Annotated in this window: 15 protein-coding genes; 9 read left to right on the plus strand and 6 right to left on the minus strand. The window is 39.6% G+C overall.

The window, feature by feature from the left end; all coding sequences use genetic code 11:
• Window positions 1-14: 14 nt before the first annotated feature.
• Window positions 15-1,658 (minus strand): methyl-accepting chemotaxis protein, encoded by a 1,644-nt coding sequence (locus ACWU4D_RS15220; RefSeq protein ID WP_456052297.1) that lies wholly within the window; start codon window positions 1,656-1,658, stop codon window positions 15-17.
• Between the two features lie 692 nt (window positions 1,659-2,350).
• Between ACWU4D_RS15220 and ACWU4D_RS15225 the strand changes: the two genes are divergently transcribed.
• Window positions 2,351-3,238, plus strand: coding sequence for a porin (locus ACWU4D_RS15225; RefSeq protein WP_456052298.1), 888 nt, complete (start codon window positions 2,351-2,353; stop codon window positions 3,236-3,238).
• Between the two features lie 134 nt (window positions 3,239-3,372).
• On the opposite strand, the gene trhO is transcribed toward ACWU4D_RS15225, so the two are convergent.
• The 4 genes from trhO to ACWU4D_RS15245 form a co-directional block, all read right to left on the minus strand.
• Window positions 3,373-4,368 carry an oxygen-dependent tRNA uridine(34) hydroxylase TrhO gene (gene trhO, locus ACWU4D_RS15230; RefSeq protein WP_456052299.1) on the minus strand — a complete coding sequence of 332 codons (996 nt, stop codon included), beginning with the start codon at window positions 4,366-4,368 and terminating at the stop codon, window positions 3,373-3,375.
• A gap of 307 nt (window positions 4,369-4,675) precedes the next feature.
• Entirely contained in the window at window positions 4,676-5,503 is an 828-nt protein-coding gene (locus ACWU4D_RS15235) for a sugar phosphate isomerase/epimerase family protein (RefSeq protein ID WP_456052300.1), read from the minus strand.
• Between the two features lie 105 nt (window positions 5,504-5,608).
• Window positions 5,609-6,592 carry an inositol 2-dehydrogenase gene (gene iolG / locus ACWU4D_RS15240; protein WP_456052301.1) on the minus strand — a complete coding sequence of 328 codons (984 nt, stop codon included), beginning with the start codon at window positions 6,590-6,592 and terminating at the stop codon, window positions 5,609-5,611.
• A gap of 44 nt (window positions 6,593-6,636) precedes the next feature.
• Entirely contained in the window at window positions 6,637-7,818 is a 1,182-nt protein-coding gene (locus ACWU4D_RS15245; protein WP_456052302.1) for an acetyl-CoA C-acetyltransferase, read from the minus strand.
• Window positions 7,819-8,303: 485 nt separating this feature from the next.
• Between ACWU4D_RS15245 and iolE the strand changes: the two genes are divergently transcribed.
• From iolE to iolD, 7 genes are all read left to right on the plus strand, one after another.
• The gene (gene iolE / locus ACWU4D_RS15250; RefSeq protein ID WP_456052303.1) at window positions 8,304-9,197 is read left to right on the plus strand and encodes a myo-inosose-2 dehydratase; all 894 of its coding nucleotides are present in this window, start codon (window positions 8,304-8,306) and stop codon (window positions 9,195-9,197) included.
• An 83-nt stretch (window positions 9,198-9,280) separates the two neighbouring features.
• Entirely contained in the window at window positions 9,281-10,459 is a 1,179-nt protein-coding gene (locus tag ACWU4D_RS15255) for a Gfo/Idh/MocA family protein (protein ID WP_456052304.1), read from the plus strand.
• A gap of 10 nt (window positions 10,460-10,469) precedes the next feature.
• Window positions 10,470-11,468, plus strand: coding sequence for a 5-dehydro-2-deoxygluconokinase (gene iolC, locus ACWU4D_RS15260; protein ID WP_456052305.1), 999 nt, complete (start codon window positions 10,470-10,472; stop codon window positions 11,466-11,468).
• A gap of 51 nt (window positions 11,469-11,519) precedes the next feature.
• Window positions 11,520-12,359, plus strand: a complete 840-nt coding sequence (locus tag ACWU4D_RS15265) for a 5-deoxy-glucuronate isomerase (RefSeq protein ID WP_456052306.1) — start codon at window positions 11,520-11,522, stop codon at window positions 12,357-12,359.
• A gap of 12 nt (window positions 12,360-12,371) precedes the next feature.
• Complete coding sequence (locus ACWU4D_RS15270; RefSeq protein WP_456052307.1) at window positions 12,372-13,199, plus strand: class II fructose-bisphosphate aldolase; 828 nt, start codon at window positions 12,372-12,374, stop codon at window positions 13,197-13,199.
• Window positions 13,200-13,269: 70 nt separating this feature from the next.
• Window positions 13,270-14,094 carry a MurR/RpiR family transcriptional regulator gene (locus ACWU4D_RS15275; RefSeq protein ID WP_456052308.1) on the plus strand — a complete coding sequence of 275 codons (825 nt, stop codon included), beginning with the start codon at window positions 13,270-13,272 and terminating at the stop codon, window positions 14,092-14,094.
• A 489-nt stretch (window positions 14,095-14,583) separates the two neighbouring features.
• Window positions 14,584-16,521 carry a 3D-(3,5/4)-trihydroxycyclohexane-1,2-dione acylhydrolase (decyclizing) gene (gene iolD, locus ACWU4D_RS15280; RefSeq protein WP_456052309.1) on the plus strand — a complete coding sequence of 646 codons (1,938 nt, stop codon included), beginning with the start codon at window positions 14,584-14,586 and terminating at the stop codon, window positions 16,519-16,521.
• Between the two features lie 131 nt (window positions 16,522-16,652).
• Here iolD and ACWU4D_RS15285 read toward each other — a convergent pair whose 3' ends face one another.
• On the minus strand, window positions 16,653-17,474 hold the full coding sequence (locus tag ACWU4D_RS15285; RefSeq protein WP_456052310.1) for a MurR/RpiR family transcriptional regulator: 822 nt from the start codon (window positions 17,472-17,474) through the stop codon (window positions 16,653-16,655).
• Window positions 17,475-17,721: 247 nt separating this feature from the next.
• Between ACWU4D_RS15285 and ACWU4D_RS15290 the strand changes: the two genes are divergently transcribed.
• Window positions 17,722-19,635, plus strand: a complete 1,914-nt coding sequence (locus ACWU4D_RS15290) for a bifunctional 5-dehydro-2-deoxygluconokinase/5-dehydro-2-deoxyphosphogluconate aldolase (RefSeq protein ID WP_456052311.1) — start codon at window positions 17,722-17,724, stop codon at window positions 19,633-19,635.
• Window positions 19,636-19,662: the final 27 nt, after the last annotated feature.

Consider the following 19,662-nt stretch of genomic DNA (forward strand, 5'->3'; position numbering starts at 1 on the left):
GGATAGACAAAAATTTAGGAAGCTTTAAACACACTAAAACTGTCATTTAATGTTGTACTGTCTTTCAATAATTGTTGGCTAGTTTTAGTCAGAGCCTGGACATCTTGGGCGGTTTGTTCGGAATGAGTTGCGAATTGATTGACGTTTCGGCTAATTTCATCTGATGCTTCTGACTGTTGATTTGAAGCTGCCGCTATATGTTCATTCATACTCAGGATTTCATTAATTTGTTGATTAATGTCCTCTAATACCTGGCGTGCACTTTCCGCTTGCTCGAGGGTTAAGTTCGATTGTTGTTTGGTTTGATTCATCGAATTCGATAGGTTTTTCGCTCTGGCTTGCAAGCTGGTGACGATCTCTTCGATTTCATCTGTACTCTTTTGGGTGCGAGTCGCTAACGTTCGAACTTCATCTGCGACAACGGCAAAGCCTCTACCTTGTTCACCGGCACGTGCTGCTTCGATAGCCGCATTGAGCGCGAGGAGGTTTGTTTGCTCTGCGACACCTCTAATGACTTCAAGTACAGAGCCAACATTGTCTGCCTCTGCGGCAAGTTTATGGCTATTTTCTTCGGTTTCCGAAAGGGCTTGAGAGAGAGAGGACATGTAATCAGACGCATTCGATATTGATAGCTGGCCTTGTTCACTATTTACTCTTGCTGATTGAGCTGCACTTGCCGCTTGTTGGGCCGAATGAGCAACTTCTTGGTTATTGGATTGTAACTCTGTCATAGCTGCTGCTACTGAACTTACAGAGCTTTGTTGATCGGTTGCTTGCTTTCCAGTTTGCTCTGCGATTGAGTTGAGAGTTTGCACTGAACTTGAAATGCTTTGAGAAATTGGAGATATGTGCTGGATAGAATGCTGAATTTTATCTGTGAACAGATTAAATGAATTTGCAATATGGGTAAATTCATCGTTTCCTTCTACAAGAAGCTTTTTCGATAAATTCCCCTCACCCCCAGATATATCTTCCAGTGCACGCTTTGTGGACTCACATGGTGATGAAATACTACGGCCAATAATGGTTGAAAGAATAACTAATATTGCAATTACAACTCCTAGGAAGATAGCCATTGATTTCATTGCGTTCATTACCAGTGCATCAATATCATCAACGTAGACTCCAGTTCCTATTACCCACCCCCAAGGTTTAAATAGTTTTACATAAGAGATCTTTTCTATATCGACATCCGAACCCGGTTTTGGCCACATGTAATTAACAAAGCCACCTCCTTGAGACTTCGCAAGGTCTACCATTTCTATAAACAGTGCTTTTCCAGTTGGATCTTCTACACCACCAACATTTTTACCGTTTAGAGCAGGTTTTATTGGATGCATAACCATAGTTGGAGTGAGATCATTGATCCAAAAATAGTCGTTTTCTTCGTAGCGAAGCTTGTTAATCGCATTCTTAGCTTCGGTTTGAGCCTGCTCTAAACTCAACTTTCCATCATCATGCTGTCGGTGAAAATAGTCGAGAACTCCATGAGAAACTTCAATGATGTGACGAGTTTTGACTTCCTTATCGACCATCAGATCATGTCGGTAGTCCTGCATTACTTTCGCAAAAGGGATCAATACCATGATTATGGTCGCAATCAATAATAGATATAGGCGAGTACGAATTTTGGTGTGACGTAAGCTAGGCATCTTCATGATCGATCCTCAACGCGATGATTTATTTGTTTAGTGAATAAGATAAGTAATAGCAGATTCCCGGTGAGGTCGATGAATAAATGCTCAGTTAACAATGCTGTTACATTTATAAATTGGAAAAGTTTGAATTAGATCTTGTTTTGTATGTTTTTTGCCCAGATTAGCGATGTGAATGCACGAAAAGATCGTACTTATTAAAAAAATATTAGCGATGAGCAATTTTGTTTACAGTTTTGAAGCTGTGAGTTAGGTGAGGAAATGGAATGAATCTTTACTCTCCTAAAATAAAGCTGAGTTGCACTTTTTCGGTTGTTTTGTTCATTTTTTACCCACTAATTTGCCTTTTTTGCTCTTAAAGGAAGCAAGTTGATTTTTTTGTGCACTATTATGGTTATTTTAGTATTTGGTGTTTTACATTGTGTTAATGCTGTATTTTGGTTTAAATATGGGGTTTTGTATGATCGTGAAACTAAAATGTAATATTTTAAACCGTATGACCCGTTGTATTTAAATTAGTTCTATTTTAATATCGAAATTACTTTGTGATTCACGTCACTTGAACGCGAACTCAAATCGCGTTTTTGTGATTAATAAGCGGTGGTCGAGTAGGTGAGGTTTAACCTTATTAACTTGATAAAAATAGTAAGGGATCCATCGGATACCCTCTCTTTATTAAAATAACGGAATTTAATATGAAAAAGAGTATTTTAGCGTTAGCAATTGCAACTTTTGCGACTCCTTCAGTTTTTGCAGCAGGCACATTTGAATCAGATATCAGTGGTGGCATTGGTGGATACTACGATACTGACACAGAAGCTTTTTATGATGACTGGGCGACGGCTGTAACTGTTTCTACTAACTATACCAATGGCAATGTTGTTGGTTATTTTGAAATGGATCTTGAGTTCAACTGGACTGATGATGAAGATGCAAGTGGCATTTCAAACGACACAACGACTGACGTTGATAAAGCGTGGTTAGGCTACAAAACTGAAGCTGGTGTTCTTTCTTACGGTTGGGAAAATGACACAGCACTAGATAAAGTTGATGGCGCTGGTGACCAAACAGTTGAATTCGGTTCTTCTGCTGGTGACACAAGTGACGCTTTCGATGTCATTAAATTTGAAGGTTCTTCTAGCGGTGTGGCATACGGTATTTCTTACTTTAAAGTAGGTGATAATACTGGTGACTCTGAAGCTGGTGTCAATGGTTATTTAGGCTATAAAGCAGATACCTTTGCTGTATATGCTGGCTTAGAAGAGCAAGATGAATATTCAGTAACTTCTCTTTCTGGTAACGCAAGTTTTGGTGCTGTTACTGTTGGTGCTAACGCTTGGATCAATGACCCTGAGGGTGGTGATGAAGAGACTGGTATCTATGCAAGTGCTGGTTTTGCAGTGAGCGATGCTTTAACTCTTTCTGCTGGTTATGTAGCTAAGTCGTTTGATGTAGCTGATGACTACGATGCAATCAACGTTGCAGCAAGCTATGACGTATCTGATGTTGTTACTGTTCAAGGTGACATCAAAGACGACGGCGACAGAACTGATGTATTCCTAGTTGCATACTACGACTTTTAATTCAACGTTTTAAACAACTCACTGCCTTGAGTTAAAACGTTAAATTGAAGCTAGAGCACCATCTCAGTATTCTGGGATGGTGCTTTTTATTATCCAAATTAAGATAGTAGGTTCTGTAGTCTGTGTTTCTTCGGCTACTTATTGGCTTGCTGTGCTTTCTTGTCTGCTTTAGCTTGGCGTCGTTCTTCAATTAACTCTTTTATCTCGCCACCGATGTGAGATTCCCCTCGTAGTTCTGCTAACGCTATCTGACGTTGACGTTCTATATATCGATTTCGCTGTTCATCGGTCACTTTGTCGTGACATCGATGACAACTTACACCTTTAATATAATGTTCGCTCTTTTTCTCTTCTTCCGTAATTGGAAATCGGCAAGCATAGCATTGGTCGTATTGACCTTGTTCTAGTTCATGGTTGACCGTGACTCGTCCATCAAATACGAAGCATTCACCTTCCCACATTGTCTCGGTACTCGGAACGTCTTCTAGGTATTTTAATATGCCACCCTCAAGATGGTATACCTCATCAAAGCCTTGCTCTTTTAGGTAAGCCGTCGACTTTTCACAGCGAATACCACCGGTACAAAACATCGCAACTTTCTTATGTTTGTCTTTATTTAGGTTTTCTTCGACGTATTTCGGAAACTCTTGGAATGTCTCAGTATTTGGGTTGATGGCATTTTTGAACGTTCCTATTTCAATCTCATAATCATTACGAGTATCGATGACTAGAACGTCCGGATCGGAAATAAGGTCATTCCAATCTTTTGGTTTCACGTATGTTCCTACGACTTGATTAGGGTCGATTCCTTCCACACCCATTGTGACAATTTCTTTTTTCAGTTTCACTTTAGTTCGGTGAAATGGGTTCTCACTACTATAGGATTCTTTATGGGAAATATTGTCTAGTCCTGGCTGTGCGTTTAGAAACTTAAGCACAGCATCAATGCCACTTTGAGGGCCTGCGATTGTTCCGTTAATCCCTTCAGAGGCCAGGAGCAGGGTTCCTTTAACTTCGACACTGATCATTTTCTCAATAAGGGGGGCACGTAACGCCTCAAATGTTTCTAAGTGAACAAATTTGTATAGTGCACAAACCGTAATGGGATTGCTGTTTTGGGAAGTATTCATGTTGTCTCCATTGAGCGAGCTGGAACGTAAATCCAGTGCTGTAGATTGATAAGTAATGGGAATAGTGCGACAGATCATTATGGCAAATGTGTCCAGAATGTACAGGGGTATTACGTGCTACATGAAGTGCGGAGGTATTCGTGATTAAAGAAAAAAGCCAAGTAAATGTTTACTTGGCTTTTAAAATCAAAAGTTTAAAAAACGGCTAACATAACACTATCGAGAATTCTGCAATCTTTCAGTTTTTTAATGGTGCAGCCTAGTCGTATCCAATTTTAGATTAAGGTTGATGTAGTTACCTTTACCATTATTTAACTAATTTGCGCATACCTTTCAGCATTTTTTCTGCTGTGTCGTAATGGTCGCCTTCCCATAACTGGTCATTCAAAAACTCACCAGAATAAAAACCGTCATACCCTGTCGCTTGGATTGCATCAATCCATTCTTGTAGTGGGATTTCACCGTCACCAATCAAGAAGCCGCGCAGTTCTTTTTCATCGACCCAAGGTTGGTTTTCAGCAGGCCTTAACCCATCTGAAATATGGATATTGTAGATTAACTCTTTACTCACGTTAGCGACTTGTTCTAGCGTTGCCCCACGGCATGCCCAGAGATGCCACGTATCTAATACAAAACCAAAGTTATCGCGACCGACGGCATCATGAAGACGGAAGTAGTCATCTAACTTTGCGATGGGTGTCCAAGCTGCACCTTCAAATTGAAAGCGAATACCTTGCTCTTTACCGATATCCGCAATGTGTCTGATATTTTGAGCAGAGATTTTAATATTATCTTCAACGGATAAGCCATTTAGAGCTTCAAATGAATTTAATTGAATCGTTGGTGCACCGATGTCGTGAGCGAATTTGCAGAGTGTTTCCACTTGTTTAAAAACGGCTTGTTGCGTGTCTTTATCTGGCGCTTCAACGCTACCAACAATATCAATTGCTGATGGCTGAATACCGGCGTCATCCAGTCTTTGCTTTAGGTCTTTACTTGTAAAGCCACTATTAATGTATCGCCATAGTTTTTCGGTGTGAATCTCTAAACCTTGATATCCCGTTTGTTCTGCAAGACGAATATCACTGACGATATTATTATATAAAGAACACATACCATGTAATGCAAATTTCATAAAAACACCAATGTTAATAAACTTGAGCGCAAGTTAGTTGTCGATAAAGTAAGAAAGTAGCCATATTCATGCTTACTTTCATGAAATCCTTTAAGTAAAAAAGGACTACAGGATCACGGTTTTATTTGTTGTTAATGACTCCAATGCCGCGTCTGCTAATGCTAATGCTCTTTCACCATCAATACCGGGTGAACGAGATTCAGCGCCACCTAAGACTTCAACAAAATGATGCCACTCATTTTTGTAAGCGCCAGCATAGCGTTGTAAAAAGAAGTACTCTGGGTTGGATTCAACAGCACCTTGATCGCCAAATTGCTTCACTGTATTTTCGGTGATATTACCAGCGGTTAATAAACCTTTACTGCCATGCACTTCTATACGTTGGTCATAACCGTAACCTGATCGGCGGCTATTATTGATGGTTGCAATCGCTCCTGATGCAAAGGTTAATACAACAACGGATGTGTCTATATCGCCAGCTTGCCCTATTTCAGGATCAACCATACAACTACCATAAGCTGTAATACTGGTTGGTTCCTCATTCATTAAATAACGCGCCATATCAAAGTCATGAATGGTCATATCACGATACATGCCACCAGATGTTTTTGCGTATTCCACTGGTGGAGCCGCAGGATCGCGAGAGGTGATGGTTAACGATTCAATTTGGCCAATGGCATTATTTGTTAACCGTGTTTTTAACTCATTAAAATGGTTGTCATAACGACGATTAAACGCGATAAAGAGTGTGGTGTTGTTTTGTTCAACCACAGTTAAGCATTTACGCACTTTCGTTAAATCAAGATCAATGGGCTTTTCACAGAAAATGGCTTTTCCATTTTGTGAGGCTATTTCGATAAAGTTAACGTGAGTATCGGTTGCTGAACAGATACAAATGGCATCTACTTGAGGGTCTGCCATTGCTTCGTCTACAGTTTGAATCTTGGCATCGTATTTTTTTGCTAATTCTTCACGACCAGCTATGTAAGAGTCAACGACTGAATACACATTAGTTTGTGAATGGTCATGTATATTTTGACCATGAATCTTGCCAATTCTTCCTACGCCAAATAGTGCAATATTAAACATATCTTTGTCCTTACGATATCAGTCTACATTATTAAAAAATAAGGTTAGCTTTCTCGTTCAACGATTAATGCTGTGCCTTGTCCGCCACCTATACATAACGTCGCTAATCCATATCGTCCATTGCGTGCATTTAACTCGTGCAATAACGTTACTAAAATGCGTGCACCTGATGCCCCAATAGGATGGCCTAACGAGATAGCACCACCATTAACATTGGTTTTCTCCGGTGTTAATGCGAGGCCTTTCATAACCGAAAGTGCTTGTGCGGCAAAGGCTTCATTTGCTTCCACGAGGTCTAAATCTTGGACTTGTAAGTTGGCTTTAAGTAACGCTTTTTCAGTTGCTGGCACTGGTCCGTATCCCATTAAATTAGGGTCTACGCCTGCGCTTGCATGTGAAACAATTTTTGCTAAAGGCTTAATACCAAGAAGCTTTGCTTTTTCAGCACTCATTAATACCAATGCGCTTGCGCCATCATTTATGCCAGATGCATTGCCAGCGGTGACGGTTCCATCTTTTTTAAACACAGTTCTTAACTTGCTTAATGCTTCAAACGTGGTGTTTGCCCTTGGAAATTCATCTTTGTTACAAACGATATCGCCTTTACGTGTTGAAATGGTATGTGGGACGATTTCCTGATCAAACTTATTTGCTTCGATTGCGGCTTGAGTGCGTTGTTGTGATTGTAAAGCGTATTTATCTTGTTCTTCGCGTGTTAATGAGTACTTTTCCGCTAAATTTTCAGCTGTAATCCCCATATGAATATCAGTAAAGGCATCGGTTAAACCATCAGAAAGGATCGTATCTATCGCTTGGCTATGCCCAAATGTCTTTCCGCTTCTGTGTTGATCCAATACATAAGCCGCGTTAGACATGCTTTCTGTTCCACCTACAACAATGACTTCGCATTCATTTGTTTGAATTGCCTGTACACCTAGCGTAATTGCTTTTAAACCGGAGCCACAAACTTTAGATACGGTATAAGCCGTGCTCTCTTGTGGGATTCCCGCTTTAATTTGTATTTGCCTTGCTATGTTTTGGCCATGCCCAGCAGCAAGCACGTTCCCTAGTATTACTTGTTCAACAAGTTCTGCTTGTATACCTGCCTTTTCAATCGCGCCTTTTACCGCTGTTACACCTAAGTCAACAGCGCTTACGCTAGCAAACATACCTGTGAATGACCCAATTGCGGTTCGCACGGCACTGACGATAACGACATCTTTCATATCAACCCCTTTATGCAACTACTGGATTAGTTTGTCATAAGGTAAATGTTATTAGAAATAAAAGTAAAAATATTTTTCCATTTGACGTTGGAGTTTAAATGGTAAATATTTTTCACTTTAGTGGTTTTTGATACTATTGTAGTTTTTTGAAAACTGCTATTTCTTTAGCGTAAATTTATGACGAAACGTTAAGTTTGTCACAGCTTGATATTTTCAAGCTACATTAATGACATTAAGTTTTTGTTTTAATTGAGTATATTTGTGTTTTATCAATGAGTTGATTATTTGAAGTTGATCATGAAATAGGTAGTCAATAATTTATTTTTTTAAATAGGTGATAAATAGCAAATTATTAATGAAAAAATATTTTCGTTTTGTTCTGTTTAGGGTATATTTGATTTGTATGGTAGCAAGTCATTACTCATTTGGATTTAAAGCTTGCACCTTAAATTACATTTAGTTTTTAAATTCATCCGGAGAGTCAAATGAGTAAAGTTCAATATGGTATCAGTCCTTTAACGTGGACCAACGATGACATGCCAGAATTAGGTGGTGATATTCCATTAGAGCAGTGTTTGAGTGAAATGGCAGAGGCTGGTTTTACTGGGACAGAACTAGGGACTAAATACCCTAGAGATCCTGAAACATTAGTTCCTTTACTTAAAGGACATGGATTAGTTTTAGCATCGGGTTGGTTCAGCGGTAACTTAATGACCTGTACCGCGGATGAAGAAATTGCCAACATGCAAGAGCATATCAAGCTATTGAAAGCAGCTGGTTGTAAGGCGATGGTGTATGGCGAAGTCAGCAATTCTGTTCATGGCGATATTGAGATTGCACTTTCTAAGCGCGTTATTTTAACGGCTGATGAGTGGGTTGAATACGGTAGAAAAATTACTATCGTTGCTGACCATTTATTGAATGAACACGGCATCAAACTTTCATTTCACCACCATGTTGGAACGATTTGTGAAACCGAAGCTGATGTTGATAAGTTGATGGAAGTTACTGGACCGTCGGTATTTTTAACATTAGATACAGGTCATATAACTTATGGTGGTGGTAATCCAGTGAATGTTATTGATCGCTGGGGAGACCGTATTGGGCACATGCATTTTAAAGATTTGCGTTTAGAGGTAATGGAAGCAGCGCGTAGTGCTGATAAATCATTTTTAAGTGCTGTTTTAGATGGTGTATTCACCGTACCTGGCACTGGTGATGTGAATTACGACGATGTATTTAGTGCACTAAAAGCACGTGACTACGAAGGTTGGTTGTTAGTAGAAGCGGAGCAAGATCCTGCTAAAGCAAACCCTCTAAAATTTGCCAAAACGGCGTATAAAAATATTTCAGGTTATGCAGAGAAATTTAATTTATAAACACAAGTACTTTAAGTCGTAAGAGCTTAAATTCTGTTTTTGCTCTTACGTTTACCTATTTTCTAACCTGATAGGAGCGCACAATGTTTAATGAAGAAAGTCATTTAGATCAACCTATTCGCTGGGCGATGGTCGGTGGTGGTCGTGGTAGCCAAATTGGTTACTCTCACCGAAATGCCGCACTGCGTGATGGTTTATTTAAACTTGTTGCCGGTGCATTTGATCTTGATGCTGAACGTGGTCGTGACTTTGCGATGAATTTAGGTATTGACGAAAGTCGCTCATATACAACTTATAAAGAGATGTTTGCAAAAGAGCAGAAACGAGAAGATGGCATTCAAGCTGTTTCTATTGCAACCCCTAACAGTACTCATTTTGAAATTTGTAAAGCCGCACTAGAAGCGAAGCTGCATGTTATTTGTGAAAAACCGCTCACTTTTACAACGGAAGAAGCATACCAGTTAAAAGCATTAGCGATTCAAAATAATCGCCTGATTGGTGTGATGTATGGTTATACCGGTTTTCCGATGATCCACCAAGCTCGTGAAATGGTTCGCCGTGGTGACCTTGGTGATATTCGTGTTGTAAATGCTCAGTTTGCTCATGGTTTTCACAATGAAGAATATGAAAAAAATGATCCTGGCCTGAAATGGCGAGTAACACCGGAAGCTTCAGGTCCGACATATGTGATTGGTGATGTGGGTACCCATGTTTATTACCTTTGTGAAATGATCACCGAATTGGAAGTGGAAAGCTTATGTTGTATGCGACAAAGCTTTATAGAGTCTCGCGCTCCTTTAGAAGATAACGCGCATATCATGGTGAAATTTAAAGGTGGTGCAGTGGGGGCGTTTTGGACGTCGGCTGTTAACGCGGGTTCGATGCATCAGCAAAAAATTCGAGTGGTAGGCTCTAAAGCATCGATCGAATGGTGGGATGAGTTTCCAAATCAATTACGGTATGAAGTGCAAGGTGAAGCTCCTCGTATATTAGAGCGCGGTATGGGGTATTTGTACCAAGACGATTCAGGTGTGTCATGTAACCGAGTAGGTGGTGGACATTCTGAAGGCTATTTTGAGTCTTGGGCTAATTTATATGCTCGATTTGCTTACGCATTTGATGCCGTAAATCAAGGGAAAACAGCTGAGTTAGAAGAAATGTGGTTTCCAGATGTTGATGCGGGCATTGAAGGGACTCGATTATGTGAAAAGTGCGTTGAATCAGCTGATAATGGCTCTATATGGGTTAATTACAAAGATTAAGGAATAGAGGATGACACAGGTCAGTTTTAAGCAAGATAGAGAATTAGATGCCATTGTTTTAGGTCGGGCTGGTGTTGACTTATATGCACGCGAAGCCAATACCGATTTTGCCGATATTACTGGCTTTGATAAATATGTCGGTGGATCGGCGGCTAATATCGCGGTTGCTATTAATCGCTTGGGTGCAAAAGTCGGTTTTATTAGTTGTGTGGCTGATGATGCATTTGGTCGTTATGTTCAAGGGTATTTGGAACAGCAAGGTATAAACCTAGATGGAATGATGGTTGATAGTTCGGGATCTCGCACTTCTGTTGCTTTCACAGAAATGAAACCTACAGATTGTGATGTATTGATTTACCGAAATAATGCATCTGATTTGATGTTAAAAACGGAACAAATTAACGCTAACTATATTGCAAAGAGCAAAACGTTGATTGTCACTGGTACCGCATTATCAGCGAGTCCAAGTAGAGAGGCGGCTTTATTAGCCATGCAATATGCACGCAGCGTTGGCACTGTAGTTGTGTTGGATGTGGATTATCGTCCTAAAACATGGCGTACGGATGTTGATGCATCTATTTATTATGGCATCGCCTCTAACCTTTCTGACATTGTTATCGGTAATCGTGAAGAATTCGACATGATGGAAACAGTCGATGCACCGGGTAACGAAAATGATAATGAAACGGCACAGCGTTTCTTAAAAGGCAACACTCAAATAGTGATCATCAAAGCGGGAGAATTAGGATCTCGCGTGTATTGTAAAAATGGACATCAGTTTGAGCAGGGTATTTACCGTGTCGAAGCTAAAAAACCATTTGGTTCTGGCGACTCTTTTGCTGGCGCACTGATCTGGACATTGACAAATGGTGGTTCATTGGAACAAGGCGTAAGTAACGGCTCTGCAGCGGCGGCAATCAATGTTAGTGGTACAAGTTGTACTGAAGCGATGCCAACGAAAGAAGCGCTAGAAAGTTTTATTGCAAAATTTGAACAAGCAGCCCGTTAATACTTCAGATTAACGAGACTTATTCGCACTATAAATAGATAGGATATAACTATGGGAAAGCACATTGAACCATTTGATAATAAGAACCAACCAATCATTGACGTAAATGATGATACAACACCATTATGTTATTTTAATCCAGTGAAATTAAAGCAAGGTGAAACGTTTAGCCACCAAGTAGACGGATATGAAAGTGTTATTGTCTTAGCGGGTGGAACTTGCACTATCGTGGTTGATGGCCAGACTTTTCCTGGAATTGGTAAGCGTGCAAGTATTTGGGACGGTGATCCTGAGTCAGTTTATGTCCCTGTGGGCATGACGGCAGAAATTACATGCGACAGTGAACAAGCAGATTTGATGATTGCTGGTGGTCTGTATGACGAAGTACTCGAACCATTTGCGATAACAACCGCTGATAAAATTCAATATGGCTCTGACGACACGAAAACACATCGTAAAATTAAACACATATTAGGCCAATCTAATGCCGATAGTCGTGGTCGCTTATTAGTGAGCGAGTTATTTACTGTTGGTGCTGGTGGCTGGTCTGGTTTCCCTGCACATAAACATGATTGCGATCGTGGTGAATTAGAAACAAATTACCAAGAAGTGTATCAATTCCAATTTAATCCAGGACAAGGTTTTGGTGCTCAGTTCTTATATGAGCATGAAGATGACTGTGGACCTGTTTACCATGTTAAATCGGGTAGTGTTATTTCAATTGATAAAGGCTACCACCCAAGTGTCGCTGCCCCTGGTTATGAAATGTATTACTTCACGATTATTGTGGGGAAAACATCTAAGTCTTTAGTGCAGCATTTTGACCCACACCATGAGTATCAAGTACATACGATACCTGGAATCAAAGACATGATTAACAAATTTAAATAAAAGGAATTTTTTATGCTTGTTAATTTAAATGAAGTATTACCAATGGCTGCCGCAAGTGATTATGCAGTGCCCTGTTTTAATGTGTTTGGTTATGAAGATGCAAGGGCCGTTGTTGATGCCGCTGAAGAAGTAGGAAAACCCGTTATTCTAGCCTGCAATAAGGATGTAATTGATTTTTATGGCCCTGTCGTTGCAGCTACGATGTTTAGTGAACTAGCAAAAAGTAGCACGCAAAAAGTTGTCTTGCATTTGGATCACACTTACGAAGAGCATATCGTTTATCAAGCGATTAAAGCGGGTTTTAGTTCAGTGATGTTTGATGGTTCTCAGCTCCCATTAGCCGATAATATTGCCAGAACTAAAAAAGTTGCTGAGGTTGCTCATGCTTGTGGCGTGAGTGTTGAAGGTGAAATCGGTTCTGTACCATATCAAGAAGGGCGTGATCATATTAAAACCATCGACACAAGTCCCAATGAAGCAAAACAATATGCTGAAGAAAGCGATTTAGATTGCATTGCTTTATCTGTGGGCAATGTACATCGTTTAACTGAGCCAACCAGCATTATTAATTTTGATCTATTACAGAGTATAGAAGCCGTTGTTTCTAAACCGCTTGTCATACATGGAACTAGTGGAATTAAAGAAGAAGATATTTTAAAGCTTAAGAAAACACGAGTTTCTAAATTTAATATCGGCACAAGCTTACGCCAAGCGTTAGGGCATAATTTACGTGATTATATGAATGCAGAAGTTGAAAAATTTGATCGTTTATATTTCATGAAAAAAGCCATGCCTCATGTCAAAGAGGATGCGATTAGGTGGTTTAAATTATTGTCCTAATTCCTATATTTCGATATTCTTTGGCAGTAGCACCTAAGTATTCACTTAGGTGTTTTTTTTAAGAGTGAAGATGATGCAGAATGATATTGAAGTACCAACAACGTTAGATAGATTTAAAGATATACTTGCTGAACGTTATGACAAATTAAGTAATCGCCTTAAACAGGTTGCTGATTTTATCACTGAAGAGCCTATGATTGTCGCTTTCGAAACGATGTCTGTCATTTCTGATAAAGCTGGGGTTCCAATATCAACCCTGAGTCGTTTTGCAAATACTTTTGGCTTTGATGGTTTTAGTAAAATGCAGGTTTTGTTCAGCGATCAGTATTTTCATAAACCTCGTGATTATAAAGCGCGCATTAAGCGAGCAAAAGAAGAAGGGCCATTGCAAGTTGATACTGTAAAAGGCATTTTCGAAAGCTTAGGTGATTCTAATATTAAAGCGATGGAAGATTTACTTGTTGGTATTTCACCTTCTAAATTGGAAGAAGCGATAACATTACTCTCACAAGCGGATACTATTTTTGTACAAGGAGTACGACGTGCTTACCCAATTGCGAGTTACCTTTGGTACATGCTGCTTAAGGGCGGCTCAAATGTCGAATTAGTTGATAGTGTTGGTGGAATGCGATCCCCGATACTTAAACAGATTAAAAAAGGTGATGTATTGTTAATCACAACGTTTAAACCTCACGCACAAGAATCTATCCACGCGATCGAGCGAGCGCATAAAGTTGGCGCGAAAATTGTTGCTATTACTGATAATCAAATGAGTGAACACGGACGTAAAGCTGATCTATCTTTTGAAATTATAGAAAACGATGTGATAGAGTTTCGCTCTTTAACGAGCGCAATGTTTGTCGCTCAAACATTAGCTGTAGGCTTAATGTTGTAACTTAGCAGGGGTAGCCTACTCCTGCTTCTCGCTCTCTGTTCCCCAAATCACCTATCCATTTTTGACCTGATCCCGTATACCGTTTTATCAATCACATTTGATTTATTTTGTTCATTTATACAATTTACCATCATAGATGAAAAATATTTTTTAATTTTTTCTTTATGAATCTGCCTATCTGTTTGAAGCATGGTTATCTAGTAGGTTTTATTTATACTATTTAAAATTAATGCTCAAATGCCATTAATTCATTGAAAAGTATAAGTAAATATATTTTCACGCATATCAGTAACTTAGGGTTCCTTTGATGTGAGATTTTATTTCTTTGAACTAGATAGCATTTCTGTGTAAAAAAACTACTATTAGATATCTTTAATAAATATCATTGAATTAAATATGAAATTTATTTTCTATTTTCGTGTTTATGATTTTTTATCATTATGTTTAATGTGACCTGTTAGTTGCATGTCATGACTTTGGAGTAAATGTATGAGTACTTTTCGACTAACCACTGGACAAGCTTTAGTTAAGTTTTTAAATCAACAGTATGTCGAAGTTGATGGGCAAGAAGAAAAGTTCGTGCATGGTGTCTTTACTATTTTTGGTCATGGTAATGTCTTAGGTTTAGGGCAAGCATTAGAGCAAGACTCAGGCGATTTGATTGTGCATCAAGGTTGTAATGAACAAGGAATGGCACAAATTGCTGTGGGTTTTGCTAAGCAGCAGAAGCGAAAAAAAATCTATGCTGTGAGTGCATCGGTTGGGCCCGGCTGTGCCAATATGATCACGGCTGCAGCGACAGCATCAGCAAACCGTATACCGGTTTTATTACTACCCAGCGATGTTTACGCGTCTAGACAGCCTGATCCTGTTATCCAACAAATTGAACAGTTTCATGATTATTCAATAACAACAAATGATGCTTTCCGTCCAGTCTCTAAATTCTTTGATCGTGTCATGCGCCCTGAGCAATTGATGACGGCAATGATAAATGCAATGCGTGTATTAACTGACCCGGCAGATACGGGAGCCGTAACTATTTCGTTACCGCAAGATGTACAGGGTGAATCTTATGATTTCCCAGAGCATTTCTTCCAAAAACGTGTCCACCGAATCGAACGACGCCCAGCATCTACTGCGATGATCGCTGATGCTGTCGCTGCAATTAAAGATAAGAAAAAACCTTTACTGATTTGTGGTGGTGGTGTTCGTTATTCCGAAGCTCATGATACGTTTAAAGCGTTTGCAGAGAAGTTTAATATTCCATTTGGAGAAACGCAGGCAGGTAAAAGCGCTGTACCTTTTGACCATGAATTAAATTGTGGTGGTATTGGTTCTACGGGTACGTACTCCGCAAATATATTAGCAAAAGAAGCCGATGTGATTATTGGTGTGGGAACACGAATGACGGACTTTACTACCGCATCTAAATCTCAATACCAAAATAAAGAGGTAACCTTCGTTAATATCAATGTTGCAAGCCATGACGCGTATAAATTAGATGGTATTCGTGTCGTCGCGGATGCTAAATCGGCATTGGAAGTGTTGTCCGATGCTTTAGAAAAAGAAAATTATCGTTCTGAATACACTGATCAAATCACTACGGCCCGCAAAACTTGGGCTGAAGAATTAAATCGTCTTGATAATGTGAAATATGAAGATAATAAGTTTGAACCTGAAGTTGCAGGGCATCTTGATAATTCAATCTTGGATGAATATGCGGACGTTTTAAAATCGAAACTATTACAAACTCGCGTACTGGGCATTTTAAACAAAGAATTCAGTGATGATGCGATTGTTGTCGGGGCTGCGGGATCGTTGCCGGCGGATTTACAACGAGTATGGCGCCCTAAACAAAAGGATACTTACCATGTTGAGTTTGGTTATTCTTGTATGGGCTATGAAATAGCGGCTGCAATTGGCGCTAAAATCTCTTGTCCTGAACAACCCGTTTATGCGCTGCTGGGGGATGGTTCATACATGATGCTTCATTCTGAATTACAAACTGCGATTCAGGAAGGCATTAAGATCGATATTGTGTTAATGGATAATATGAGTTTTGGTTGTATTAATAACTTACAAATGGATAACGGAATGGGCAGCTTTGGTACTGAAAACCGATTTCGTGACGCTAAAACAGGCAAGTTAACAGGGAAATCTGTTCCCGTTGATTTTGCTAAAAACGCAGAAAGTTATGGTTGCGTCACTTATACAGTACGTAACGATGAGGAATTAATTGCTGCCATTGCTGATGCTAAGAAACAAACGGTGTCTACGTTAATTGACGTTAAAGTATTACCTAAAACCATGACTCATGGCTATGAGTCATGGTGGCGTTGTGGAATCGCAGAGGTTGCTGATAAAGCTCAGATTGAAGAAGCCGCTGTTCGAATGTCTAAAATGGCTAAAAGTGTTCGTCAATATTAATAAAAAGACCTGAAGAACCCTCACTTAAAACCTTACTTTATTAAGTAAGGTTTTTTTGTGGTTATTTTTAATATGTTTCTTAAATATACTTTGAATCGCCTATCACATCAGCTTGGGAAAATACGGTAACGCTATTGCTTTACGGCCAGTGAAACCGCGAGTGATTGTACTAAACATAATGATGCTGATTGAGATCTGAAAGCATCCACTTTCCCTTCATTTACAATGAAACAAACATCGCTCAATGCGGCTAGGGGAGTAGCTTGGCTGTCGGTGATCATGATTTGTTTCGCACCTGCTTTATGAGCCATTTCAGAAAGCGATTGTGTTTCTTGCGCATAGGGGCTAAAGCTAATAGAGATCACAACATCATTTGTGCCGACCATAGAAAGCTGCTCATTAAACATTCCTCCTAAGCCGTCAATTAGAAAGGCTCGACGTTCTACATGACGCAAAGCATAGGTTAAATAAGTCGCGATATTAAAGGAACGTCGTAAGCCAATGATGTAAATATTGTCGGCTTTGCTTAAAATATCGACCGCTAACTCTAAGCTTTCTTCTGGTGTTTGTGTGGCAAGTTGCTGCATCGCTTCAGAATTTACACGAGCGAATTCTTGTAAAATAGGTAATGGCTTTTCAGGTGATTTTGGTGTCGTCTGTGTTTCTTTATATAAACGAGCCCGATCGGTATAACTTGCTGTTTCTTCTATTAAGTCTTGTCTAGAAAGCTGCTTAATTTCATTAAACCCTGAAAACCCAAAAGCTTTTGAAAAGCGGATTAAAGTCGAGGGTGGTACATTGGCTTGAGTGGCAATAGTGGCAATGGTATCAAAAGCTAAACTTTGATTATTTTCCAGTATATATGTCGCGACCTGTTGTAAGCGTTTACTTAAGCTTGAATATTGCGAGCGAATTTGTGTTTGTAATTGACCAATATTCTTTGCCACCGGCATCGTATCTTCCTTTCATGAACTATTTATTTCATTTTAACATAGTAATGAAATATATCATTCATCAGCAATCTCACGATTTTGTTGTTAGAACGACCTTATAGCGTTTTAGCAAGATCACATTTTCAATTTAAATTGAAATAAAAATTTCATTTTAAATTGAATTTGAAATTTTTATTTCATATCATATGGACACTTACATTAGCGCATATTCAAACGGTAAAAAACTACATTTTGGAGCAGAGATATAATGCAACAATCAGATCAAAATAAATCTTTAGATCTCATCTGTATGGGGCGAGTTGCAGTTGATTTTTATGGTCAGCAGATTGGGTCACGACTTGAAGATATGTCTTCTTTTTCAAAATATTTAGGTGGTTCATCGGGAAATGTTGCTTATGGAACAGCGCAGCAAGGGTTGAAGTCATCAATGTTAGCGCGTGTTGGTGACGAGCATATGGGACGCTTCTTACAGGAAGAGTTAGAGCGTGTTGGCGTCGACACTCGTTATTTAATTAAAGATAAAGATCGATTAACGGCACTGGTAATCTTAGGTATAAAAGATGAGGATACTTTCCCTCTTATTTTTTATCGCGATAACTGTGCTGATATGGCGATTACTGCTGAAGATGTATCCGAAGAATATATTGCATCAGCACGTTGTTTGGCGGTCACAGGTACGCATCTTTCAAACCCACAAACACGTGAAGCAGTGCTTACCGCTTTAAAATATGCAAAACGTAATGGTGTTAAAACAGCGTTAGATATTGATTATCGTCCTATCTTGTGGGGATTAACCACACTAGGGGATGGTGAAACTCGATTTATCGCGTCTGACTCTGTGACACAGCAGCTACAAGAGGTTTTACACCTGTTTGACCTTATTGTTGGTACTGAAGAAGAGTTTCATATTTCTGGTGGTTCGACGAATACCATTGAAGCATTAAAAAATGTTCGTCGCGTTAGCCAGGCTGAATTAGTGTGTAAACGAGGCCCATTAGGTTGCTCTGTATTCACGAAAGGTATCCCAAATACGCTAGATGAAGGGATTACCGTTCAGGGTGTGCAGGTGGACGTATTAAATGTGTTAGGGGCGGGGGATGCCTTTATGTCTGGCTTATTACGCGGTTATTTAACGAGTGAAGGTTGGGAAAAATCCTGTGCTTACGCTAATGCCTGTGGTGCTTTGGTCGTTTCTCGCCATGGTTGTGCGCCAGCAATGCCTTCAAAAGAAGAACTCGATAATTATTTAAGCCGTGCGGATCACGTCGTTCGCCCTGACTTAGATCCTGAACTGAACCATTTGCACCGGGTCACGACACGTAAAGTAGAGTGGCCAGAATTGTGTGTTTTAGCGTTTGATCATCGCAGTCAGTTCGTCGATATGGCAGAAGGGTGTGGTGCGGATTTAGCTCAAATTCCAAAGTTAAAAGATCTTATTTTTAAAGCGAACCAAGAAGTTGCACAAGAACATGACTTGGTCGGGAAATCAGGCATTTTATGTGACAGCCGGTTTGGACAGTCCGTATTAAATGATGCGACTGGCAGTGCTTGTTGGATCGCTCGCCCAATAGAGCTACCGGGATCGCGTCCATTGCAATTAGAACATGGCAATATTGGCTCTCAACTCATAACTTGGCCGATAGAGCATGTCGTGAAGTGTTTGGTGTTTTGCCATCCAGAAGATGATCTAGACATGCAGACTAAACAGGATAAAACCATAAAAGAGGTGTATGAAGCCTGTTGTTTGTCAGGGCATGAATTATTACTGGAAGTTATCTTACCGAAAGAGTCAGTTCATAATGATGAACATTATGTTCAATTGTTAGCCCGTTTTTATACATTAGGTATTAAACCCGATTGGTGGAAGTTACCACCGTTAAATGACATTTCATGGGCACAAATTAGTGCATTAATTGAAGCTAATGACAAGCATTGTCGTGGCATTGTATTGCTAGGGTTAGATGCTCCAGTAGATGAATTAAAGGCCGGTTTTAAAGCTGCTTCAACGTGTGAATGGGTGAAAGGGTTTGCTGTTGGCAGAACAATATTTTCACAACCAAGTAAAGCCTGGCTAGCTCATGAAATTGATGACCAGACCTTAGTTGACCAAATTAAACAGAACTATTTGAGCATCATTCAATCTTGGGTAGCGCGAAAATAAATCCAGATTATTGATAACGGTATAAGT

This window comes from Vibrio phycocola, assembly GCF_053850235.1.